General features: G+C 69.3%; 20 protein-coding genes. 11 read left to right on the plus strand and 9 right to left on the minus strand.

Annotation, left to right across the window (positions count from 1 at the left end):
* Window positions 1–53: 53 nt before the first annotated feature.
* Genes M0R80_06195 through M0R80_06210 form a run of 4 tightly spaced genes read right to left on the minus strand, consistent with a single transcriptional unit; the run spans window position 54 to window position 4,791 of the window.
* Window positions 54–1,535: a TolC family protein gene (locus M0R80_06195; GenBank protein ID MCK9459211.1), complete on the minus strand. Its 1,482-nt coding sequence runs from the start codon at window positions 1,533–1,535 to the stop codon at window positions 54–56.
* Window positions 1,528–2,715, minus strand: coding sequence for an ABC transporter permease (locus M0R80_06200; protein MCK9459212.1), 1,188 nt, complete (start codon window positions 2,713–2,715; stop codon window positions 1,528–1,530). The genes M0R80_06195 and M0R80_06200 overlap by 8 nt, the downstream gene beginning before the upstream one ends.
* A gap of 13 nt (window positions 2,716–2,728) precedes the next feature.
* Entirely contained in the window at window positions 2,729–3,478 is a 750-nt protein-coding gene (locus M0R80_06205) for an ABC transporter ATP-binding protein (protein ID MCK9459213.1), read from the minus strand.
* Window positions 3,475–4,791 carry an efflux RND transporter periplasmic adaptor subunit gene (locus M0R80_06210; protein MCK9459214.1) on the minus strand — a complete coding sequence of 439 codons (1,317 nt, stop codon included), beginning with the start codon at window positions 4,789–4,791 and terminating at the stop codon, window positions 3,475–3,477. The genes M0R80_06205 and M0R80_06210 overlap by 4 nt, the downstream gene beginning before the upstream one ends.
* Window positions 4,792–4,910: 119 nt before the next feature.
* Between M0R80_06210 and M0R80_06215 the strand changes: the two genes are divergently transcribed.
* Window positions 4,911–6,431: a M66 family metalloprotease gene (locus M0R80_06215; protein ID MCK9459215.1), complete on the plus strand. Its 1,521-nt coding sequence runs from the start codon at window positions 4,911–4,913 to the stop codon at window positions 6,429–6,431.
* Here M0R80_06215 and M0R80_06220 read toward each other — a convergent pair.
* Window positions 6,428–7,282: a substrate-binding domain-containing protein gene (locus tag M0R80_06220; GenBank protein ID MCK9459216.1), complete on the minus strand. Its 855-nt coding sequence runs from the start codon at window positions 7,280–7,282 to the stop codon at window positions 6,428–6,430. The two genes, M0R80_06215 and M0R80_06220, sit on opposite strands and share 4 nt — an antisense overlap.
* Window positions 7,283–7,434: 152 nt before the next feature.
* Between M0R80_06220 and M0R80_06225 the strand changes: the two genes are divergently transcribed.
* The gene (locus M0R80_06225) at window positions 7,435–8,022 is read left to right on the plus strand and encodes a hypothetical protein (GenBank protein MCK9459217.1); all 588 of its coding nucleotides are present in this window, start codon (window positions 7,435–7,437) and stop codon (window positions 8,020–8,022) included.
* Window positions 8,023–8,049: 27 nt separating this feature from the next.
* Here the strand turns inward: M0R80_06225 and M0R80_06230 are convergent, their stop codons facing one another.
* Window positions 8,050–9,132 (minus strand): hypothetical protein, encoded by a 1,083-nt coding sequence (locus M0R80_06230; GenBank protein MCK9459218.1) that lies wholly within the window; start codon window positions 9,130–9,132, stop codon window positions 8,050–8,052.
* 82 nt (window positions 9,133–9,214) lie between these two features.
* Complete coding sequence (locus M0R80_06235; GenBank protein ID MCK9459219.1) at window positions 9,215–10,774, minus strand: carbon starvation protein A; 1,560 nt, start codon at window positions 10,772–10,774, stop codon at window positions 9,215–9,217.
* A 189-nt stretch (window positions 10,775–10,963) separates the two neighbouring features.
* Between M0R80_06235 and rsfS the strand changes: the two genes are divergently transcribed.
* The 9 genes from rsfS (at window position 10,964) to M0R80_06280 (ending at window position 19,976) form a co-directional block, all read left to right on the plus strand.
* On the plus strand, window positions 10,964–11,320 hold the full coding sequence (rsfS, locus tag M0R80_06240) for a ribosome silencing factor (GenBank protein MCK9459220.1): 357 nt from the start codon (window positions 10,964–10,966) through the stop codon (window positions 11,318–11,320).
* Between the two features lie 13 nt (window positions 11,321–11,333).
* Window positions 11,334–11,774: a 23S rRNA (pseudouridine(1915)-N(3))-methyltransferase RlmH gene (locus tag M0R80_06245; protein ID MCK9459221.1), complete on the plus strand. Its 441-nt coding sequence runs from the start codon at window positions 11,334–11,336 to the stop codon at window positions 11,772–11,774.
* Between the two features lie 102 nt (window positions 11,775–11,876).
* Window positions 11,877–12,164, plus strand: coding sequence for a type II toxin-antitoxin system ParD family antitoxin (locus M0R80_06250; protein ID MCK9459222.1), 288 nt, complete (start codon window positions 11,877–11,879; stop codon window positions 12,162–12,164).
* A complete protein-coding gene (locus M0R80_06255) occupies window positions 12,161–12,454 on the plus strand; it encodes a type II toxin-antitoxin system RelE/ParE family toxin (GenBank protein ID MCK9459223.1) in 294 nt (97 codons plus the stop codon). The genes M0R80_06250 and M0R80_06255 overlap by 4 nt, the downstream gene beginning before the upstream one ends.
* A 175-nt stretch (window positions 12,455–12,629) precedes the next feature.
* Window positions 12,630–15,218, plus strand: a complete 2,589-nt coding sequence (locus tag M0R80_06260) for a hypothetical protein (GenBank protein MCK9459224.1) — start codon at window positions 12,630–12,632, stop codon at window positions 15,216–15,218.
* Window positions 15,219–15,244: 26 nt separating this feature from the next.
* A complete protein-coding gene (locus M0R80_06265) occupies window positions 15,245–16,588 on the plus strand; it encodes a hypothetical protein (GenBank protein ID MCK9459225.1) in 1,344 nt (447 codons plus the stop codon).
* Between the two features lie 54 nt (window positions 16,589–16,642).
* On the plus strand, window positions 16,643–18,190 hold the full coding sequence (gpmI, locus tag M0R80_06270) for a 2,3-bisphosphoglycerate-independent phosphoglycerate mutase (protein ID MCK9459226.1): 1,548 nt from the start codon (window positions 16,643–16,645) through the stop codon (window positions 18,188–18,190).
* 5 nt (window positions 18,191–18,195) lie between these two features.
* Complete coding sequence (locus M0R80_06275; protein MCK9459227.1) at window positions 18,196–18,381, plus strand: hypothetical protein; 186 nt, start codon at window positions 18,196–18,198, stop codon at window positions 18,379–18,381.
* A complete protein-coding gene (locus M0R80_06280) occupies window positions 18,378–19,976 on the plus strand; it encodes a hypothetical protein (GenBank protein MCK9459228.1) in 1,599 nt (532 codons plus the stop codon). The genes M0R80_06275 and M0R80_06280 overlap by 4 nt, the downstream gene beginning before the upstream one ends.
* Here the strand turns inward: M0R80_06280 and M0R80_06285 are convergent.
* Window positions 19,967–21,016, minus strand: a complete 1,050-nt coding sequence (locus M0R80_06285; GenBank protein MCK9459229.1) for an NAD(P)/FAD-dependent oxidoreductase — start codon at window positions 21,014–21,016, stop codon at window positions 19,967–19,969. The two genes, M0R80_06280 and M0R80_06285, sit on opposite strands and share 10 nt — an antisense overlap.
* 48 nt (window positions 21,017–21,064) lie before the next feature.
* A complete protein-coding gene (locus tag M0R80_06290; protein MCK9459230.1) occupies window positions 21,065–23,137 on the minus strand; it encodes a hypothetical protein in 2,073 nt (690 codons plus the stop codon).
* Window positions 23,138–23,487 lie beyond the last annotated feature (350 nt).

The raw sequence follows: 23,487 nt of genomic DNA on the forward strand, positions 1-23,487 counted from the left end.
GGGCTAGACCGCACGCGCCCATTGTACCCGATGTCGCAGAAGCGGGGACGTGTTCAGCCGCCGATGGTGGGCTGCGGCAACCGGCCGAGCCGCGCGAGCAGGGCGCCGGTGAGGTGGTCGAGCTCGATCTGGGCCTGCATGAGATCGATGCGCGCCCGCACGGTGCGAAGCTGAGCCTCGCGCTCCGCCTCCTCCGCGTCGCGCACCTGGATGAAGATCGACACGCCGAGGTCGTACCGCGTGCGCTCCGCCTCGGCGAGCCTGCGCGCGACCGCGAGGGTCTGCTCGGCGAGGGCGAGCCTCTTGCGGCCGCTCGCGCACTTCTCGAGCGCGATCGCCACCTCGGCGCGGACCTGATCGCCGGTCGTGACGAGCCGCTGCCTCGCGATCTCGACGTCCACCTTCGCCGACGCGCGCTGCGCGTCCTTGCGCGTGTCGCTCATCGGCAGCTCGTAGACGAGCCCGACGTATCCCGCGTACGCCGCCCCGTCGCCGAACTGCGTGAACGCGGGCGGGACCTCCTGGTAGCCGAGGGTCTGCGCGCCGATCCAGCCCACGAGATCGAGCCGCTGCCGCATCGCCTCGCCGGCGGTCCGCGCCCGTTCCTCGGCCGCGGTCACGGCCGCCGCGCTCTCCCGGATCTCGGGCGCGTCGCTGAGCGCCGCCCGGAGCGCCTCGTCCGCCGGCGGGTCCGACGCCGCGAGCGGCGGGCTCTCGCCCGGATCCGGCCGCACCCGCAACACCTCGCGCGCGAGCCCGAGGAGCGTCGCGAGCTGCACCGAGAGCCGCCTCACGTCCGCCTCCGCGGCCACGACCGTCTCCTCGAGCGACGCGAGGTGCGTCTCGTACTGGAGCGCGTCGATCTCCGCCGCCGCCCCCTGCTCGATCTTGATCCGCGTCTCCTCGAGCGACGTCTTCGCGACGTCCCTCGCTCGGGCGTCGATCTCGAGGGCGCGCTCGGCGTACCAGAGCTCCCAGTAGGCGTCGAGCACGTCGCGGGCGAGCGCGCTCGCGGTCCTGCGGGCGGCGAGCCGCGCCGAGACCTCGGCGTTCTGCGCCTGGCGCAGGCTCGCCTCGCCGACCTCCTTGCCGGCGCCCCGCAGGATGGGCTGCGTGACGCTCAGCCGCGCGTTGAGCCCGTAGTCCGGGTTGTCGATCTGGCTGGCGCCCTCGACGCGCACCGCCGCCTGAGTGCCCGCGGCCGTCGTCTTGCTCACCTGGCCGCCGACCGCCAGCTGGTTCCCGGTCCGGAAGTCGACGTCGCCGTCCGCACCGACGGCCGGCGACGAGCTGTGCGTGTAGCCGCCGTCGAGCTGGAGCGTGAACGGCCGGAGCCCCTCCTCGGCCGTGACCGCGACCGAGGCGCGCCTCTCCTCGAGGAGCGCGGCCCGGAGATCCCCGTTGTGCGCCGCCGCGAGCCCGACGGCCCGGTCGGACCGCACGATCCGCTCCTGGGCGGTCTCCCCAGCCGCGGCGACGGCGCCCGACAGCGCGAGCGCCGCGAAGATGCCCGTGAAAAGACGTCTGTCACTCATGGCGAAGTGCCTCGATGGGGTTGAGCCTGGAGGCCCTCTTGGCCGGCAGGTATCCGAAAACGATGCCGACGAGCACGGAGAAGACGAACGCGATCGCGGCGACGATCGCGGACGGCGAGAACGGCATCTCGAGCGAGCGCGTCGCGATGAACGCCCCGAGGTTGCCGAGCGCGAGCCCGATGAGCCCCCCGAGGCCAGACAGCGCGGCCGCCTCCACGAGGAACTGCGTCATCACCTCGGACCCGGTCGCGCCGATCGCGAGGCGGATGCCGATCTCGCGAGTCCGCTCGGTGACCGACACGAGCATGATGTTCATGATCCCGATGCCGCCGACGAGGAGGCTCACCGCGGCGATCGCGCTGAGCAGCGTCGTCAAGATGGTCGTCGTCCCCGCCATGGCGGAGGCGATCTCGGCCATGTCGCGGACGCGGAAGTTGTCTTCGCCGCCCGGCTCCACCCTGCGCCGATCGCGCATGAGCGACTCGATCCCGGTCCGGACCGCCCCGGTGGAACGCCCCTCGGCGACGGAGATCTCGATGCGGGAGATGTCGTCGTTGCCCGCGACGCGCCGCTGGAAGGCGCGGATGGGAATGAGGACGATGTCGTCCTGGTCCATCCCCATCGCGGCCTGCCCCTTGGCCGCGAGGACGCCTATCACCGAGCACGAGATCCTGCCGACGCGGATCCTCTGCCCGACCGGATCCTCGCCGGCGAACAGCTCTTTCACGACCGTGGCGCCGACGACGCAGACCAGGGCGCCGCTCGACTCCTCGCCGTCCGAGAAGACGCGGCCGCTCGCCAGCTTGTAGCCGCGGCACTCCAGGTACTCCGCGGTGGTGCCGGTGATCGACGTCTGCCAGTTCACGTTGGCGTTCACCGCGAGCGCGTTCGAGGAGGCCACGGGCGCGATGGCGGCGATCCCGTCGATCTCGCTCCGGATGGCCGTCGCGTCGCCGATCTCCAACGGGTCGGCGGCGGCGCGCGCCTCCCCGGGGCGGCGCTCGGCGCCGGACTGGAGGGTCAGGAGGTTCGTTCCGAGCGCGCCTATCTGGCTCTGCACCTGGGCCGTCGCGCCCTGGCCGATCGTCACCAGCGCCACGACCGCGCCGACGCCTATCACGATGCCGAGGATCGTGAGCGACGAGCGCATCTTGTTGCGGAGGATCGCCCGGAGCGACATGACGAAGATGTTGCTAAACACGGTCGCGCCCCACGGGGCCGTCCCCGGACAGGGAGTCCCGCGTGATGTGGCCGTCGACGAACACGACGATCCGGCTCGCGTACTCCGCCATGTCCTCCTCGTGCGTGACCATGACGATCGTGATCCCGCGCTCCTTGTTGAGGCGGACGAGCATCTCCATCACCTCGACGCTCGTCGCGGAGTCGAGGTTGCCCGTGGGCTCGTCCGCGACCACGAGGCGCGGCCTGGTCACGAGCGCCCGCGCGATCGCCACGCGCTGCTGCTGACCGCCCGAGAGCTCGTTCGGCGCGTGCTTGGCGCGGTGCGAGAGGCCGACCTGGTCGAGCGCCTCGAGGGCGCGGCACCTCCGCTCCCTGGCCGGGACGCGCTGGTAGATCAGCGGCAGCTCGACGTTCTCGATCGCCGACGTGCGCGAGAGCAGGTTGAACCCCTGGAAGATGAAGCCGATGCTGTGGCGGCGCAGGAGCGCGAGCTGATCGGCGTCGAGCGTGCCGACGTCGACCCCCGCGAACAGGTACCTCCCCGACGTCGGCCGATCCAGGCAGCCGACGATGTTCATGCACGTCGACTTGCCGGAGCCGCTCGCGCCCATCACCGCGAGGTAGTCGCCCTCCCGCACGTCGAGGTCGATCCCGTCGAGCGCCCGCACCGCCGAGTCGCCCTTGCCGAACACGCGGCGCACGTCGCGCAGCTCGATGAGCGGATCGCCTCGCTGCCCGTCCGCCGCGGGGGGCGACGTCACCTCGCGCCTCCCTCTGCCTCGACGACATCGGTGACGACGAGCGCGCCTTCCGCGAGCGCGTCGCTCTCCACCGCCGTGTTCGCCCCGTCCGTCGCGAGCTTCTCGACCGCGACCGGCTTGAGCGCCCCGCCCTCGAGCACCCACACGACGGCCTGCCGCGAGTCGAGCTTGCCGAGCTTCTCGAGCGACGCCCGGTTCGTCGGCTTGTCGCCGCCCTTGCCGCCCCGCCCTCCGCCGAGGAACGGGAGCCCGGTCGGGGGGCCGCCCCTGGCGGGCGCGGCGTCGGACGGCTTGAACCGGAGCGCCTTGTTCGGCACGAGCAGCGCGTCGGGCAGGAGCAGCGTGACGATCTCGACCGAGGCGGTCATGCCCGGCTTGAGCAGGAGCTCGCTGTTGTCGACGGACAGGAGCACCTCGTACGACACGACGTTGCTCGAGACCGTGGCGACGTTGCGCACGGACTCGACCTCGGACACGAACGTCCGCTCCGGGTACGCGTCCACGGTGAACGTCGCGGCCTGCCCCTCCTTGACGACGCCGATGTCGGCCTCGTCGACGCTCGAAGAAAGGCGCATGTGGCCGAGATCCTCGCAGATCGTGAACAGCACCGGCGTCTGCATGCCGGCGTTGATCGTCTGCCCGACCTCGACCTCGCGGGAGAGCACGTTGCCGCTGATGGGCGCGACGATCTGGGTCTTGCCGAGCTTGGTCTTCGAGGAGGCGTAGGAGGCCTCGGAGAGCGCGAGCGACGCCCGCGCGGACTCACGCGAGGCCTTCGCCAGTTCGTGGCTGGAGACGGCGGTCTCGAGCTCCTTCTTCGACACGAGCCCCTTTTCCGCGAGCGACTCCGACCGCTCGGCCTCGAGGCGGGCGGCGACGAGCGTCGCGTTCGCCTTGGCCACGCCGGCCCGGGCCGCGAGCACCTGCGCCTTCGCCTCGGCGACCGAGGCCTCCGCCTGCTCCGGATCGATCTCCGCGAGCAGCTGGCCCGCGGTCACGCCGTCGTTGAAGTCCGCGTGGAGCGCCGCGATCTTCCCGGAGACCTCGGCGCCGACCTCGACGGTGTTCAGCGCCTCGACGGTGCCCGTGGCGGTGATCGAGGCCTTGAGATCGCCGCGCGCGATCTTGGCCGTCTTGTACCGCGGGGTGTCCTCCCCGGCGCCGGCGCCGAAGAGGCGCAGACCGACGTACGCCGCCACGCCCGCGAGCGCGAGGACGATGACGCCCACGAGCACGCGCCTCCAGCGGGAGCGCCGCTTGTCGGCCGTGAGGATCTCCCGGAGCCCCTCGTTCTCGGAGCGCTGCTCGGCCACGCGGTCCTCTCCTTCTCCCCGGAGACGGTGGTTCTAGGAACCCGATCCGTATGACGTCGCAAGACGAATTAGACGCCGCTCCTTGTCTAGACCCGTTTGCGCATGTACATCAACCTTATATGCGTAGACACTTCGACCGGCGCCGCCTCCTCCTGTTCCTCCTCGCTCCTTGGGCCGTCGTGGCGGCGTGCGGCGCCCCCGCGACCGCGCGGGAGCCGGACTCCGGCGAGGACACGAGCACCGACGACACCGACGACACCGGCGCGGACACAGCCTCCGGGCCGGGCACCCTCGCGACGGGCGTCCGGATCGACCGGATCCAGCTCTGCCAGACCGTGTGCACGGACCTGATGGCGGATCTCGGCGAGGTCGAGCCGGCGATCCCGATCGTCCCGGGCAAGCCGGCGCTCATCCGGATCTACCACCACCTCCTCGTCGGCTGGGACTACCGCTCGACCTGGGCCCAGTTCGAGTACGACGCGCCGGGCGTGGGCTGGGACGCCGTCTCCTACCAGCTCGTGATCGAGGACAACCCGAGCGAGCAGGAGCTCGACTCGACGATCAATTTCGTCGTGCCGGGCGAGCACGTCGCCGAGGGGCCCGAGTGCGCCTTCCGGCTCCGCGAGAACGGGGGCTACGCGGATCCGAACGGCGGCGAGCCGCAGGCGGTGTGGCCCGCGGAGGGGAGCGCCGAGATCCCGATCGTCGCGCCCGAGGCGCCGGTGGAGGTCGTCGTCGTGCCGATCCGGTACAACGCCGACGGCTCGGGCCGCACGCCGGACACCTCGCCGGGCGCGCTGGCCGCGTTCGCCGCGCGCTTCGAGTCGATGTACCCGACGGGCGCCGTCAGCGTGACCGCCCGGGAGCCGTTCGACTGGGACGGGGCGGTGCTCCCGGGGGGCGACGGGTGGGGCGAGCTGCTCGTCGCGATCACCGAACTCCGGGACTCCGACAGCGCGGCGTTCGAGGAGTACTACTACGGGCTGTTCGAGCCCGCGGACGCGTTCGGCTCGTACTGCAGCGGGGGGTGCGTCCTCGGCCTGAGCTACCTCGCGCCGGACGCGGGGTCGGCGTGGCTGCGCTCCAGCATCGGCATCGGCTTCGGAGGGGACGTCGCGGCGGACACGATGGTGCACGAGGTCGGCCACGCGCACGGCCTCGGGCACGCGCCGTGCGGCACGTCGGACGCCGATCCCGCGTTCCCGCACGCCGACGGCACGACTGGCGTCTTCGGTTACGACGACGAGTCCGGGCAGCTCATGTCGAGCGCGGCGTACGACTTCATGAGCTACTGCGATCCGGACTGGGTGAGCGACTTCCACTACCTCGCCCTGTACGATCGGATCGTCGACGTGAACGAGGCGGCGAAGGGCGCAGAGCCGGGCGACGAGCCGTGGCGCATCGTCCTCGACCGCGGCGACGGCACGGTCGCGCTCGGCCCGGCGATCCTCCTCCCGGCCGCCCCCTCGGGCCCGGCGCGGCGGATCGTCCTCCGCGACGCGTCGAGGGCGGAGCTGCGCTCGGTCGAGGGCCGGTTCCAGCCGTTCGCGGGCGCGGCCGGCGGGATCGTGCTGTTCCCCGCGCCGCCCCCCGGCGCCGCCTTCGTCGAGCTCGAGGGATACGCGCCTCTGCGGCTCTAGGGACCGGGGCGCACCTTCCCCGCGTCGGGCGTGAACAGCTTGCGGCCGCCCTTCTCGAACCCGGCGATCAGCTTCTGCCCGGCGGCGCCGACGATGTAGTCGGCGAAGGCCCGCGCGCCCTCGGCGTTGACGCCCTCGGCCCGGACCTCGATGACGTGGTACGGGTTCGCGAGCAGCGGATCGCCCTCCACCGCGACCGCGAGGTCGACGTTCTGCATCGAGTAGAAGGTGCCCGAGTCGGTGAGCGTGTACCCCCGCTTCTCGTTCGCGATGGTGAGCGTCGCGCCCATGCCCTGCCCCGCCTCGACGTACCAGCCGCCCTCGGGCGTGACCCCCGCCGCCTTCCAGAGCGCCATCTCCTTCTTGTGCGTGCCGGAGTCGTCGCCCCGCGAGACGAACACGGTCTTGCCCTCGGCGATCTTCTTCAGCGCCTCGGCCGCGGACGCGGCCTTCGCGCCCAGGGGGCCGTCGGGCGGCCCGACGAGGAGGAACTCGTTGTGCATGACCGCGAGGCGGCGCGCGCCGAACCCCTCGGCCATCAGCTTCTCCTCGGCCGCCGGCGCGTGGACGAGCAGCACGTCGGCCGCGCCCCTGCGCCCCATCGCGAGCGCCTCGCCCGTGCCGACCGCGACCGTCTTCACCTCGAAGCCGCTCTCCTTCTCGAACGCCGGGACGAGCGCGTCGAGCAGCCCCGTGTCGACGGTGCTCGTCGTGGTCGCGAGGATGACGGGGCGCTTCTCGGCGGGCGGCGCCTTCTCCTCCCCCTTGCAGGCCCCGTACGTCGCGGCGAGCACGAGGAGCGCGGCGGCGGCGGAGCGGACGGCGGCGGTTGCACGGATCTTCTTCGACATGTTCTCACCTCGTGTCCCGGATTTGACACGGCGTTCGGGTTTCTGGTAGTGACGCTGTGTCTCTCCGAGCATATCGTCTCGGAGGGAAGTATCATGCACGGACGGCGCCCCGCAACCGCGGTTTTCGCCGTCCGACAATCGAGGAGGGAAAGATGCGTATGACGTCCTGGATGGTTGCGGTTCTGTTCACGGCGCTCGGCGCCTTCGGCTGCGGCGACGACGACGGCGGCGGCAGCGCCGACACCGACACCGACACAGACACCGACACCGACACCGACACAGACACCGACACAGACACCGACACAGATTCCGACACCGACACCGACACCGATTCCGATTCCGACACCGATTCCGACGCGGACGGCGGCACCGCGGCTTCGCTCGACGTCGTCGTCGGCGACGCCGGCCCGGTCGAGGTCGACCTCGGCGACCTCACGACCACCTCGATCACCACGGAAGAAGACGGCGACTTCGACGTCGTCCTCCTGTCGGACATCCTGGCCGAGGCCGGGATCGCCTCCGGCGACCTCGCCGACTACACCCTGGACTTCGAGGCGGGCGACGGCTGGAGCCCCGAGGAGAGCGGGAACTGCACGGACATCGTGCCGATGGGAGCGGAGGACGCGGATCAGGGCGGCGTGGAGCCCGTGAGCCGCAACCTGCACTGGGACGGCACGCTCGCTCTCCCGGGCTGCATGAACGTCGACGACCTCGCGGTCATCTACGCGCACGCCCTGTAGAGCACGCGCCCGAACGCCAGCCGAAACCTAGAGCTTCACGACCTCGATGCGGGCGACCGACCTGAGCCACCTGTCCGCGGCGTGATCCCCGGGCAGCACGAGGTGGAACCTGCCGCCGTCGTCGATGGCGGTCCCGCTCTCCTGATCCGCGAGGAGGATAGGCGACGCGGCCGGCGCGTCGAAGATCTCCGCGGAGGAGAGCAGCACGCGGTAGCCGTCCGGCGCGGTGAGGAGGAGCGCGGTCGCCGGATCCGGCTCGACGCCCGCCTTCGCGAGCAGCTCCGACAGGGCGACCCCGGCGTAGCGCCGCGTCCCGTGGTAGCCGATCCCGTCGCCCGCCAGGATCGCCCGCACCTCGACGCGCGCGTACCCGTCGAGGCTCGTGAGCACGATCTCCTCCTTGCCGGGCACGGTGATCGCCGTCGACTCCGCCCAGAGCTTCTGGTGCCCCTCGCGCTTCACGGGGCGATCCGTCGCCGGGACGGGCTTCGGATCGACCACCTCGATCTTCGAGATCCCCTCGATGAACCTGTCGCCCCAGAAGTCGCGGGGGGCGACGAGCTTGGGGAAGACCGGCGTCCGCATGAGGACGTCGAGGCGCTCCCGGTACTCGTCGGGCCCGTGGCACCGCTCGCAGGGCTTGTGCGGCATCACCGGCTTCGACTCGAACGCGACGAGCGTCTCGGACGCGTTGCGGTAGTACACCTCGCCCCAGGAGACGACCGCGCGCTTCCCGGACGCGCCGATCAGGACGAACGCGAGATCCAGCGGTTTGTCGAACCCCGACGGGCCCTTGTCGATGACCGCCCGGTCGAGGAGCGTGCGCAAGGGGACGCCGCGCACGGTGTACGAGCCGTGGAACTCGCCGTCCCTGTGCACCTCGTTCGCGCGCGCCGAGATCGGCTCGAGGCGCCGCAGCTCGTCCGTCGTGAACGCCATCGGCGTCCGGACGAGCCCCTCGACCTTCAGCGCGACCGCATCCTCGGCCGTCGGTGTGGCGTGCGCCTCTTCTCCCGCGCCGGCCGCGGGCACGCCCGGGGGACAGCCGCCGCTCGCGCCGCAAGCGGTGACGGAAACGCAGAGGAGGATCAGGCTCGGGATGTTCTTCATGTGCACCTCGATTCTCGGCACAAGCGCCGCTGCACGAGTTATGCCCAATAAGACATAGCGGTCAAGACGGCGCGCGCTCGAATCAGAGGAGGCCGGAGATCGGCGGTCTTGGCGGGTCGTCCCCGCCGGCGTTCGGCGGAGGGAGGGGCGGAAGCTCTCCCTGGCGGCGCAGGCGCCCGGCCGAGGCGATGAACGCGACGAGCACCGAGAGCCCGACCGCGAGGCCGATGCCCGTCCCCAGGGTGTGGTCCAGCCCCAGGCAGCCGTTCTTGCGGCTCTCCACCAGGATGTACGTCACCGTCATGACCGTCATGAAGGACGCCGGCAAGGCCGCGATCCACCACAGGCGGCCCCGCCGCGCGAGGTACACGGCGCAGGCCCACAGGGTGACCGCCGCGAGCGTCTGGTTGGCCCACCCGAAGTAGCGCCAGATCAGGCCGAAGGGGACGAAGCTCAGCACGAGCGAGATCGCGAACATCGGCAGGGCGATCTTGTAGCGGTTCGCGATCCTGCGCTGCGGCAGCTTCAGGTAGTCCGCCGCGATCAGGCGGCCGGCGCGGAACGCGGTGTCCCCGGAGGTGATCGGCAGCACGATCACGCCGAGCACGGCCAGCACGCCGCCCACCACGCCCATCGTGCCGACGCACACCTCGTTGACCACCAGCGCGGGGTTGCGCCCGGGACCGAGCGCCTCGACGAGGCCGTCCACGCCGCCGTAGTACCCCGACGCGGCGGCCGACCAGACGAGCGCGATCAGCGCCTCGGTGATCATCGCGCCGTAGAAGACCAGGTGCATGCGCCGCTCGCTCTTCAGGCAGCGGGCCATGAGCGGGCTCTGCGTGGCGTGGAACCCGGAGATGGCGCCGCAGCTCACGGTGATGAAGATGATCGGCCAGGTGGCGACGCCGTCCGGGTGGAGGTTCGCGAGCGTGAGCTCGGGCAGCTGGATCCTCCCGAAAACGATCCCGCCCAGCAGGCCGACCACCATCACGAGGAGGCAGGCCCCGAGGAACGGGTAGACCCGCCCGATCAGCTTGTCGATCGGCAGCATCGTGGCGAAGACGTAGTACGTGAAGATGAAACCCATCACGATCCACATCCACAAGGAGCTCCCCTGGTACTGCGCCCCGAGCGCCTCGACCGCGCCCGGCCCGAGCCAGCCGCCGACGGTCTCGGCCGGGAGGATCTGCACGATCAGCCCGGCCGGGCCCTTCACGAACACCGTGCCCACGAGCACCATCAGGACGAGGATGAACAGCGTGGTCGCGTGGCGGGCCAAGGGCCCGAGGTGGCGGCCGATGATCTCCGGCAGGCCCGCGCCGTTGTTGCGCACCGAGACCGCGCCCGCGAGCATGTCGTGGACCGCGCCGCCCAGGATCGAGCCGAGAACGACCCACAGGAAGACCTGCGGCCCCCACATCGCCCCGAGGATCGGGCCGAACACCGGCCCCAGCCCCGCGATGTTGAGCAGCTGGATGAGGAACACGCGCCAGGTCGGCATCGCCACGTAGTCGACGCCGTCGGCGCAGGCGATGGCCGGGGTGGGGCGGCCGGGGTCCGGGGCGACGGATCTGGCGACGAGGCCGCCGTAGAAGAAGTACCCCGCGACGAGCAAGATCAATCCGGCGACGAAAAGGGTCATGGGCGCTCCTCGACTCGCGCGATGCGACGACAGGCTAGCACTCTCCGAAGCCGGCTGCCAAGTCGCCCGGAGTCGCCCGGAGAGGCCGCGCCGTCTGTTTGTGACCGGCTGCGGAAGCTGTTATGCTCGAACGCAGGCGGTGGGCGAACGCCACGCCGTGGTCCGAGGCGGACCGAGGAGAGGTAGAGTTTGGACGCGAAGGAATTGGCCCTCAAGATCGCCAGCGCAGCCCTCGACAAGCAAGCCATCACCATCGAGATCATCGACGTCGGGACCAAGGTCGACTACGCGAGCTACGTCGTGATCTGCTCCGGCCGCTCGGAGCGGCAGGTCGACGCGATCGCGACGGCGGTGGAGATCGCGCTCAAGCAGCTGAAGGTCTACCCGCTCGGGGTCGAGGGCCGCGAGGCGAACCAGTGGGTGCTCATGGACTACGGCGACGTCGTGTTCCACGTCTTCGAGGATCACACGCGCGGGTTCTACGACCTCGAGGGGCTGTGGATCGACGCGGCCCGCGTGCCGCTGCGGGCCGCCTCGGGCGCCTGAGCCCCGACCCCAAGTGCGGCTCAAGCTCGTCAGCGTCGGCAGGGAGCGCTCCGATCCGGCGGCGCCGCTCGTCGCCGAGTACGCGGCGCGGATCCGGAAGCTCGTCCCGTTCGAGGAGACCGTCCTCAAGATCGACTCCGACGCGCGCGTCGCCGAGCGGATGCGGCGCGAGGCTTCGAGGAGCGATCTCCTCGTGGCGCTCGACGAGCGCGGCGAGCAGCTCTCGTCGCGCGAGCTCGCGGCTCTCGTCGGCGGCTGGATGAACCGCGGGCTCTCCGAGGTGACGCTCGTCATCGGCGGCCCGGACGGCCTGCCGCCCGAGATCAAGGAGGCCGCGGGGCTGCGGCTCGGCCTCTCGAAGATGACGCTCCCGCACAGGCTCGCGCGCCTCGTGCTCGTCGAGCAGCTGTACAGGGCGCTGGCGATCCTGCGCAACGTGCCGTATCAGAAGTGACGCCTTGTCGATGCGGCGAGTGTCAAAAATTGGCAATGATTGACAGACCCTGTTCGCCTCGCCATATTTGAGAAGGGAAACAACTCGAAGAGGGAGAGAACCATGACGCTCAACGTCTCGCTCACGCCGCAACAGGAGGCGCGAATCCGCGACAGGATCAGCTCCGGAGAGTACGTATCCGCGAGCGAGGTGGTCCGCGCCGCGCTGCGGCTGCTCGATCAACAGGAAGAGTTGCGGAAGATGAAGCTCGAAGAGCTGCGAAAAGAGGTGATGCTCGGCGTCGCGCAGGCCGAGGCGGGAGAGGTCGAGACGCTCGACGCCGCGGCGATCGGCACGGTGAAGCGCCGGGGCCGCGAGCGGCTCGCTTCCTCGCAGAGAAAATCGAAATGACGAGCCTGGTTCTCACGCGACAAGCCAGGGCGGACCTGGACGAGATCTGGCTCTATGTAGCGCAAGACAGCCTCGAAGCCGCCGATCGCCTCGTCGACACGATCTTCGAGAAGTGCGGGCTCATCGCCGACTCTCCGCAGATCGGGAGGGAGCGGCCCGAGATAGCGGCCAGGGTTCGCAGCTTCCCGGTGAGGAGCTACCTGATCTTCTACCACGAGAAGGACGGGAGCGTGTTCGTGGACCGCGTGTTGAGCGGCTACCGTGATCTGCTCGCGGCGTTCGACGAATAGGTCTGAGAAAGTGTGCGGGCAGCTGTACAGGGCGCTGGCGATCCTGCGCAACGTGCCGTATCAGAAGTGACGCTTTTTCGATCTCGCCGTCGAGAACAAGCGTTCCACACTCGCCACGTCCGTTTGTGGTACCATCGGCACTCGAGAAGTGGCCCGCCGCGAAAGGAGCCGTCGCATGTCGCACGACGTCGCGTCGACGAATCGGGGTCGAACCGTCCGCTTCGTGTCCGCCATCGCGATCGTCGGAGCGCTCCTCTTGCCGGTCCTCGCCTCTGCGACACCGCCCACGCCGCTGAACGTCATGTTCGTGGCGAACGGCTGGTGCTCCCAAGAGGACGATATCGAAAACCACTTTCTCGATCTCGGCTACAACATCACACTGATCAAGGACTACAAGGTTAAGAGTTCGACGAGCTTCGCCGCGTACGACCTGATCGTGCTCACCGAGTCCGCGCCGCTCATGTCGGCCGCGGGTCTCAACGCGATCAAGGCGTCGGGGAAGCCGGTGCTGGTCGTGGAGTCGTGGACGTTTCTGTACGCATACCGGCTCGGGCTGACAACGTCGCCGATCGCCCGTCTCTCGGACGGGGACACGGTCACATCGTTGGTGGACGGGTTCACGGCGTTCACGAGCCGGGTCGGTGCCGAGGCGCTCGTGCACCAGACGCCCGCCCCGGTCTTCGGCGTCAACCCAACGCATGTGAAGTCCAACGTCACGCCGCTGTACCAGACCACCGGCTGCATGTCCGGGGTGGCGCTGTTCGCGGACTACACGAAGAAGATCGGGGTGACCGGCATCTCTGACACGGGGAGCTACACGATCGACGCGTGGAAGATGTTCGACATCCTGGTGCAGCAGATCGTGCCGACGCCGCCGGAGCGCGAGAAGATGGAAGAAGTGGCTCAGGCGTACGTGGACTCGGGGTTGTACTCATTCCTCGCGCAGGTCGAGTCGGACCTCCGGCAGCAGCCGGGCTCTTGGACGTTCGAGCAGGCCGAGGAAGAGGCTTGGCTGCTAACCACCGAGTGGCGGCTCGATGAATTGTGGGACAACACGCGGTCGAAGCTCAGCTGGACCTTCTACAACGCCGATGTGCCGCCGGAAGACTCCGTGGGGCCGTTTACGAGTTCGTACAACCATCCCCTTCGACCGAGTGCAACCTGTAAGAATTGTTTTCCGAATGACCCGTTGTATGACAATGCTGAAGCGGAGCACTGGTTTCTAGGGGAGTACTGGGATCCTGCGACAGAACTTCCTGTCCACAACGCCTACAACTGGTCTCAATATCATAGTGGCACAGATCTTGGTCTTGGAATGAGTGTGGCGATTAACGGGAAACAATACTACTACATGGGGGACACATTGAACTCCGCGTCGGGTCCAATGTGGTCCCGGAACGACTGCAAAATTGATTCACCCGCCCGTTGCGACGACATGATTGTCGTTTCCACTGACAACGACCCGACCGATGGCATCGATGTGTCACCCATTCTAGAGAGCCAGGAGGGCCTGGCCGGAGACTGGCGCTGGCGACCTATCGTGATCCCCGGCGTGCACACTGAGTTCTCACCGCAACTCCAGGATCTAGACGAGCCTTATTGGACCGATTGGCACGTTGAGCCGAAGTTCACCGCACCTACCGGTGTGGTGACGACTTGGATACCAATGAAAGTCGTTCTCAACGTTCCGTACAATCCAATAACAGTTACTCTGTATTTCCGAGGCGTCGTTCTTTGGTACGGAACCGCGATCAACCCGAGCGCTCACCCAAACGAGATTGTAGCGTTTGACGACGAGAATCCGACGCGTCGCCCGGCATCTTGGGTGGGGTGTTCGTACGACGGCTTCACCTTTCATGCATGCTACACCGACTTGGCAGGAGATGCCGTTCCGTTCTCCGTAGATGTTGCGCCTCCTCCAGCCGTGCCCCCTCCGTGGGAACCTACTGGCCAATACTCCTATCTCCCGGGAGAGCCGGCACGGTTCATCCAGGTCGCGGCGGTCGAGTTGACGGAAGAGGATTTCGATTCGACGTGTTCGGTAAATTCTTCGAGCGTGCTGTGCGGACTGTACGACGCGGGGCAAACGACGTCCCGCGGCGGTCTATTACTTTACGGCTCTGGACGACCGTATCGTAAGAGTGGTCTGTTCCTTGCGTTCATCAAGTGGAACGAGATTGGGCAGGTCGATCCGTACACAGGCAAGCCCATCGTAAGCTACTATTGGGCCGACCCGGAAGGGACAGATAGCGGGTGGTCTCCTGATGAGCAAGACGCAACGTCATTGATGGGCGATCCGCCGTGCGACAACTGGTTGCAGCCGAACTACGACTACACGGCACCGGACGCGAATCCGAATGGTGGATGCTGGCCGGCATTGCAGGATTGGAATACTCAGGCCGTGTTCGGCGAGATCTCGGCTCGCCTAGTCCGCTCCTCGGTCGAGAGCGTAGAATCCAAGATAGTGCTTCTCGGAAACGGATGGTGGGATCCCGACACTGACCCAAGCTACGTGGACAATCGCCTCCATTGGTACTTCGCCTGGAAGGCGCCGCTCTCCAACCCGGGAGATGGCGATTTTGCGGGCCTGACGCCTACCACGACGAAGACGGCTGGGTACGGCGCGTACATCATAGACGCGTTCAGCGATAGTCAGTACACGGGGAGTGACCCTGTATTGTGGCATACTATTTCAGTCTCGGACGGGACGTTGGACACTCCTTACGGTGTCTACACAGGCAGCGAGACGATCCCATGGCCGTGAGAAAGCAGACGTCCCTTTTCCTATACGTGTTGGGACTCGCCCTCATCTCCTGCAGCGACGGTGAAACGGCGCCAGACGGCGGCGCCGACGGTGGGACGGATAGCGCAACGGATACGGACACCGACACCGACACGGATGGGGATTCGGACGCAGACGCGGGAGAGGACGGCGGGACGAGCCACGAGGCTGTCGACGTCTCTGCCGGAAACGTCCACACCTGCGCCGTGATCGAAGGCGGCGACGTCAAGTGTTGGGGTTTCAAACAGTACGGTGCGTTGGGCTACGGTTACGACCTCGATGCCCTTCCCGGCGCGGACACCTCGTTGCCATCGACGTTGCCGTTCGTTGACGTGGGTGCCCCGGTGGAGCGCATCGTGGCGTCGGGCAAATTCACGTGCGCTCTGCTCGAAAGCCATGACATGCTCTGTTGGGGTACGAACGACTTCGGGCAGCTCGGACAGGCGGCGGTGGACACGATCGGAGTCATCGACGTACCCGCGGACTACGATCCCATCGCGCTGGACGGCCCCGTCGCGCAGGTGTCGGCCGGCGCCGCGCACGCGTGTGCTCTGTTGGAGAGTGGCGTTCTCAAGTGCTGGGGGAACAATAGCGACGGACAGCTGGGGGACGGGAACGGGGGCACCGGCCATCAGTCGTACACGCCGGTAGTGGCGCAGGTCGGGGGATCGGTCGTCCAGGTGTCCGCGGGTTCCTATCACACCTGCGCCGTGCTGGAGGGCGGCAACATCCTTTGCTGGGGAAACAGCGGTGCCGGCGAGCTCGGCTACGGCAACATCGAGAACGTCGGCGATGACGAGTTGCCATCCGACGTCGGCCCAGTGGACCTCGGCGGCTCGGCGGTGCAGGTCTCGTGCGGAACTTACCACACCTGCGCCCTGCTCGAATCCGGCGACGTCGTGTGTTGGGGCCTCGGGGAGTACGGGATGCTCGGCAATGGGAACACGGAAACGATCGGCGACAATGAAGTGCCCGCCGATGTCGGCCCCGTGGACGTCGGTGCGCCAGTACAGCAGATCACGCTCGGGGCGCACCATACCTGTGCTCTTCTTGTAGGCGGCGATGTGAAGTGCTGGGGACAGGGGGTTGGTGGTCAGCTCGGGTATGGCAATCCCGAGAACGTCGGCGACGACGAGGTGCCCGCCGACGTCGGTTTCGTCGACATCGGCGCGCAGGTCGTGGCGATCGACTCGGGACAGGGCGACACGTGCGTGCTGACGACAACCGGCACCATCCGGTGTTGGGGGGTAGACGACACGGGCGAGCTCGGCTACGGGGACCTCGGTTCTGGCGTCGTGTATATAGGCGACGACGAGACCCCGGCGAGCATGGGCGACGTACCGCTGTTTTAGTCGGTTCTGATCATCTGCATGGAATCATCAGTTACAGGCCCGAGAGGAGAGGGAATGAGCGGATCGAATCGAAAACCGGTGATGCTCGTGGTGATGGACGGCTGGGGGCTGGCGAAGCCGTCGGCGCACAACGCGATAACCCTCGCGCGGACGCCGGTGTTCGACGCGCTCTGGAAGGAGCGGCCGCATTCGCAGCTCGCCGCCCACGGCCGCGCCGTCGGCCTCCCGGACGGGCAGATGGGCAACTCCGAGGTCGGGCACTTGAACCTCGGCGCGGGCCGGATCGTGCCGCAGGACATCGTGCGGATCGACGACGCGGTCGCCGACGGCTCGTTCGCCGCGAACCCGGCGTTCAACGAGGCGATCGCGAAGATCCGGGCCGCGGGCGGCAAGGCGCACCTCATGGGGCTCTGCTCGCCGGGCGGCGTCCACAGCTCGCTCGAGCACCTGTACGCGCTCGTCGACCTGCTCGCGGGCGCCGGCCTCGAGGTGCGGCTCCACGCGATCACCGACGGCCGCGACACGCCGCCCTCCTCGGCGCGCGGCTACCTGAAGGAGATCGAGGCGCGGATCCGGGGCAAGGCGGAGGTCGCGGTCGTCGTCGGCCGCTTCTGGACCATGGACCGCGACAAGCGGTGGGAGCGCGTCGAGCGCGGCTACCTCGCGCACGTCCAGGGGCGGGGCGCGCTCCACGCGAGCGCGGACGAGGCGATCGCGGCGGCGTACGCGGCGGGCCAGACCGACGAGTTCGTCGAGCCGCGCGTGATCTGCGGCGCCGACGGCGCGCCCAAGGGCCGCATCGGGGACGGCGACGGCGTCTTCTTCTTCAACTTCCGCGCCGACCGGGCGCGCGAGATCACGCGGGCGCTCAACTTCGAGGGGTTCGACGGCTTCGCGCGCGAGGTCGTGCCGCGGCTCTCCGCGTACGTCTGCATGACCGAGTACGACGAGAGCTTCGGGCTGCCGATCGCGTTCGGGCAGCTCTCGATGCGGAACATCCTCGGCGAGCTGCTCGCCGCGCGCGGGCTCGGGCAGTTCCGGTGCGCCGAGACGGAGAAGTACGCGCACGTCACGTTCTTCTTCAACGGCGGGTCCGAGGCGCCGTTCCCGGGCGAGGAGCGGGCGCTCGTGCCGTCGCCGAAGGAGGTGGCGACGTACGACCTGAAGCCGCAGATGAGCGCGGCGCAGGTGACCGAGAAAGTGCTCGCGCGGCTCGCCGCGGCGGACGACGCCTTCGTCCTCGTCAACTACGCGAACCCGGACATGGTGGGCCACACGGGCGTCCTCGCGGCCGCGATCGTCGCCGCCGAGACCGTGGACCGGGAGGTCGGCAGGCTGTGCGAGGCGGTGCGCGCCAAGGGCGGCGCCTTGATCATCACGGCGGATCACGGCAACTGCGAGCAGATGCTCGACGAGGCGACAGGCGAGCCGCACACCGCGCACACCCTGAACCCGGTGCCGGTGGTCCTCGTGGACGACGCGCGGCCGGGCGTCGCCCTCCGGGACGGCGGCTCGCTGCGGGACGTCGCGCCCACGGTGCTCGAGCTGCTCGGCGTCGAGCGGCCGGCCGAGATGACCGGCCTCTCGCTCGTCTCGAGGTAGGCGGGATGACGTACAACTTCGATCCCGAGCGCTGGTTCGCGATGGAGGAGGCGGCGATCGAAACGCGCCGCCGCTCAGGCGAGCTCGACGAGGCGGCGTACGCCGCGGCGATGGACGACCTCGTCCGCCGCTACGAGGAGCTGATCGCCCGCCTCGACATCCGGTACGACTACAGCGAGCCGGGCGCGTGAAGCTCGAGATGCTTTCTCAGAAGGGGAAGATCGGGACGGCGCTCGCGGCGCCGGTCGTCGTGGCCCTCGCGGCGATCGCGGTGGTCGCGCCGTCGCTCGACGGCGGCTTCCTGAACTGGGACGACGACCGCTTCGTCGTGGAAAACGATCACGTCGAAAGGCTTTCCGCCGAGAACGTCGCGTGGGCGTTCTCGGGCGTCCGGTTCGAGCTGTACCAGCCGCTCTACCTCGTCTCGTTCATGGTCGACGGCTCGCTCTGGGGCGGCCGGCCGCTCGGCTACAGGCTGCACAACCTCGCCCTGTTCGCGGCGTGCGCGCTCCTCCTCTACGCGCTGCTCAGGCGGTTCGGCTTCGCGCGCCTCCCCGCCGCGATGGGCGCGCTCCTCTTCACCGTGGCGCCGTACAGGATCGAGTCGGTCGCGTGGATCTCGTCGCGCAAGGATCTCCTCATGCTGCTCTTCGCGCTCGTCGCGTGGCACCTGCACTCCGTCGAGGGCGCCTCCCGGCGCAAGGCGATCGCGTGGCGGGCGCTCGCGGCGCTCGCCTTCTGCGCCGCGCTCCTCGCGAAGTCCGGCGCGGTCGTCGTGCCCTTCATGATGCTCGTGGCGGACCTCCTCGTCCTGCGGCGGGGCGTGCGGCGCTCGCTCCTCGGCGCCCTGCCCTACGCGATCCCGGCCGCGCTCGCGGCGATCGCCGCGCCCGTCCTCTTTGCCGAGGCGGATCTGCTCGCGCGCCCTGTGGACCCGAGCCCGCTCGGCCGCGCGGCGCTCGTGGGGTGGAGCCTCGCGCACTACCTCCGGACCGCGGCCTGGCCGTTCGCGCTCTCGCCCTTGTACGCCGAGCCCGCGGCGGAGGCGCTCCGCGGCCCGGCGGTCGCCGGCGCGGCGTCTCTCGTCGTCGCGATCGCCCTCGTCCTCGCCGCGCGGTCCCGCGGCCTCGCGTGGCGACCCTCGGCGGCGGCGCTCGCGATCTTCCTCGTCGGCCTCGCGCCCTACCTGAACCTCGTCCCGATCTACTACGTCGTGTCCGATCGCTACCTGCTCCTGCCCTCCCTCGGCTGCGCGCTGGGCGCCGCGGCGCTCGCGCGGTGGGCGGTCGCGCTCCGGGGCCGAGGGGCGCGGATCGCCGTCGCGGCGCTCGCCGTCGCCGTGCTCGTCGCGTTCGGCGCCGCGGCCGCGCGCGAGGCGCGCGCCTGGCGCGGCTCCGTCGACCTCTGGACCCACGCCGTCGCGCGCCAGCCGGACGCCTTCTTCGCGCGGCTCAAGGCCGGGGAGACGCTCCGCGAGGCCGGGGAGCCGGAGGAGTCGTCGGCCCAGTACCGCGAGGCGCGGCGCATCCGGCCGGGCTCGCCCACGGCGCTCGCGGGCGTGTTCTGGGGAGAGCTGCTCGCGGACGCGCGGAGCGCAAGGCTCGCGGCGGGTGAGGACGAGCGGATCGTGTCCGCCTTCCTCGCCGCGGTGAACGACGGCCGCAGGCTCGAGCGGCTCTCTCACGCGCTCGAGCAGCGTGGCCTGCGGCGGGCGGCCGCGGTCGTCGAGGCGCGATACGAGGAGTGGCGGCGCGGCGGCTCGGAAGGGAGCGGGCCTCACGCGTAGCGGCGGAGCGCCGCCTCACGGACGGCGCGGATCCCGAGCAGCGACGGCGCGAGCGCGAAGAGCGCGGCCCCGAGGAACCTCGTCGCGAGGAGCGCGTGCGTGCGGCGGTGGCGCACGGCGAGCGCCATGAGGATCGGGGAGCGGTAGCCCGGCTCCAGGATCTCGCGCGCCACCTCGGCGCCGGACGCGAGCGCCTGGGCGATCCCCTCGCCCGTGACCGGCGAGGCGAGCCCGGCGGCGTCCCCCGCGAGCCGCACGCGGCCGAACCTGTGGCCCGCGTACCCGCAAAGGATCGTGCCGGAGGCGAGGTCGGCGCCGACGGCGTCGACGCCGAGGGAGCGGAGCCACCCGCGAAACCCCCGGGCGAGCCGCGGGGCGGAGACGGAGCGCGCGTCCGCGCCCGCGCCGAGGCGGACCGTCCCGTCGGCGGCGGGGAACGCCCACGCGTACCCGAGCCCCAGCCGCTTCGGATCGAACCAGACCGCGGGCAGGTCCGGAAGGGCGGGCCGGAGCCGTGTCGCCTCGACGGCGATCTGCAGCGCGCGGATCGCGGGGCCCGGCCCGAGCCCGAGGAGGCGCCGCACGCGGGACGACGCGCCGTCCGCGCCGACGACGTGGTCGCACGCGATGGCGCCGCGCTCGGTCCGCACGCCGCGCCGCTCGAGCCCGAGCGCGCGCTCGCCGAGCCGCACCTCGACGTTTCGCGCCGCGAGCCGCTCGATGCGCTCCGCCTGCCACGCCCGCCGGTCGACCACCACGAGGAGCGGCCCCTTCGCGCCGAGGCGCCGCGCGCCCAGCGGGCTTCGCACCTCGAGCGCGTCGAACGCCCTGCCGTAGGGAGGCGGGGCGAGCGGATCGACCCCGGCCCGCTCCCACGCGCCGGCCGTGAGCCCGCCGCCGCACGCCTTGCCGCCCGGGCGCGCGTGCCGGTCGAGCAGCACGACCCTGGCCCCGCCCGCGGCGAGCGCCTCGGCCGCGGCGAGCCCGGACGGGCCGGCGCCGACGACGACGACGTCGCAGGTCGAAGGACGGGTCCTCATGACGAAGCGGGGCTCATTGAAGAGGGACTCATTACTGCGGGGGAGGGGCTACGGGAGGGTGCAGCCGAGGCGCGACGCGGCTTCCCAGCACGCGTCCGGGTAGCCGTTGTTGTAGTCGACCTCGCTCTCCGGGCAGATGTCCTCGAAGAACTGGGTGACGCCCTCGGGCTCGAGGTCGCAGACGTCTCCGTCCTTGACCATCGGGCAGCAGTTCGGATCCGCGTTGTGGCCCTTCTCGCCCGACTGGTCGGTGCTGCCCTCGGCCTCGAAGGAGCAGTCCCAGATGCCGTTGCCGTCGTTGTCGATGCTGTCCGTGCACGCGGCCCGCGAGTCCTCCTGGCAGTTGCGATCCTCGAACGAGAACTGCTGCAGGCACTGGACCGCCACCACGCGCCCGCCGACCGCGCTCTTGGCCGCCTCGGTCAGCTCGACCTTGTACTTGCAGGTCTGGGAGCAGTCGTTGCCCGTGGCGTCCGGGCACGGCATGCAGTCCGCGCACTCGTCGTCGTCGCAGTCCGCCTGCCCGTCGCTGTCGTTGTCGAGGCCGTCGCTGCACGCCTCGGAGAAGTTCTCGTCCGTGAGGTTCTCGCAGTAGTACCAGCCGAACTCGTCCTCGGAGATCTCGACCTGATCCAGGTCGTTGCAGTCCTGCTCGTACGGGATCTTGGGGATCGGGCAGTACATGTACACCCTCTCCTCGCCGTCGTCGTCGGTCTCCTTCTTGACGATCGGCTCCGCGTCGTCGCCGAAGATGTCCGGGCACTCCTCGCCCTCGTCGACGTACTCGAGCACCACGTTGCACTTCGCGACCTTGAGCGCCGGATCCCAGTCGAGCGGCTTCTCGTAGCAGGTGCCGGCCATCTGCTCCGCGATGATGCGCGCGATGTCGGCCATCGCGGGGCTCCAGTCCTCGTTGCAGATCGAATAGACGTAGCTCATTTCACCGAAGTTGTTCGCGGCGAGCTCCACGTACCGCCGCCCCGGGTACGCCTTCGTCACCTCGACCGAGTCCACGGAGCGCGTGCACGCCGGGTGGTAGTACCAGGTGGTGCCGGACGGCTGCTCCATGTCGAGCTGCATCGCGGCCTGATCGAGGCAGTCGCCGAGCTCGTCGCCCGGGCCCTGGCACTCTTCCGCGCCGTCCTGGGTCCCGTACGGAACGCCCGCGATCACGGCGAACACGACGCCGCCCACTTTCTTCTTGTCGATGAAGGTCTGGTAGAAATCGCCCGGAGCGAACAGGAATCCATCTTCCGGGTCGCCGTTCTCGCCGCAGGCGACGTTCCACTTGTTGAAGTCGTCGGCCACCTCGGGCTGCGCGAAGAGCCCCTCGCCGTCCTTCATGGAGCAGTCCTCCTCGTCGCTCACGATCAGGATCGTGAGGAGGTGCGAAGAGACGAGGAACGCCTCCTGGTCTTCGCGGGTCAGCGCCTTCGCCACGGAGGCGAGCTGCTGCTCGAAGCCGCAGCCGCCCGTGCCCTGATCCGCGAGGCACGCCGCCTGGATCGCGAAGCTCGCGTTCGGATCGTCCTCCGAGGTCTCGGCCCACGCCATGGAGAGATCCGGGCACGAGACGCTCGTGGACGCGGAGGTGCACACGCCCACGCCCGTTTCGGCGTCGATGCCCTCGCAGGTCCAGCCCGCCGGGCACTGGGCCGCGGACACGTCACACGGGATGACGTTGGACTGGATGGTGACACTGCCCACGCCGATGTCCTGGAACTTGCCGTTGTCGCCCTTCCCGGCGCAGGACTCAGAAACGGGTTCCGGCCAGAATTCGTCGTTCTCCACGCCGTCCGACGAGAAGCCCATGTTCGAGGTGATCACCGCGAGGCGGAGCGCCTCGGCCGGCGGGTACGACCAACCAGGAAGCGGGTTCGCGAGCGAGTTGACGAGCGGGAAGAACGACGTCGCGAGGATCGCCTGCTCCTGGTTCATGGACCCAGAGTTGTCGACCATGACGAGCAGATCCACGCCGTCGAACCCGCCGGGCTTCATGTTGTCGGCCTTGAGCTCCGTCGGCACGGGGCAGACCGGCGCCGGCTCCCGATCCATGCAGCCGAGCTGTACGGCGGCATAGGCGACGATCACAACCATCGTGGCGAGCGCGATTCTTTTCATGGCGATCTCCTTCTTGGAGTTATGTTGTCCGTCGTGATTCGGACACGGATTTTACGATCCTCTCGTCTCGAAATCAAACCCATTTCCAAAATGGCCTACCTCTGACGCCCCGCGAGCGCGGCGAGCGCGGCGGCGCGTGGATCGTCGTCGTGCAAACATCGATCCAGCCCGCCGAAACGACACGATGGACAATGATATCGAGATGGTATCCGAATCTCGCGGCCGTCCGTCTCCCGCCATTTGGCAACCGGATTGCCGTTTGCCGCCAACTCGATTGGCATTTCTTCGCTCGCGCCGTTCCACGCTCCCATGGACGCGGAAGGGCCGTCGCGCGGGAAAAAATTCGCGCC

The organism is Pseudomonadota bacterium, assembly GCA_023229365.1.
Taxonomy (GTDB): Bacteria; Myxococcota_A; Polyangia; order JAAYKL01; family JAAYKL01; genus JALNZK01.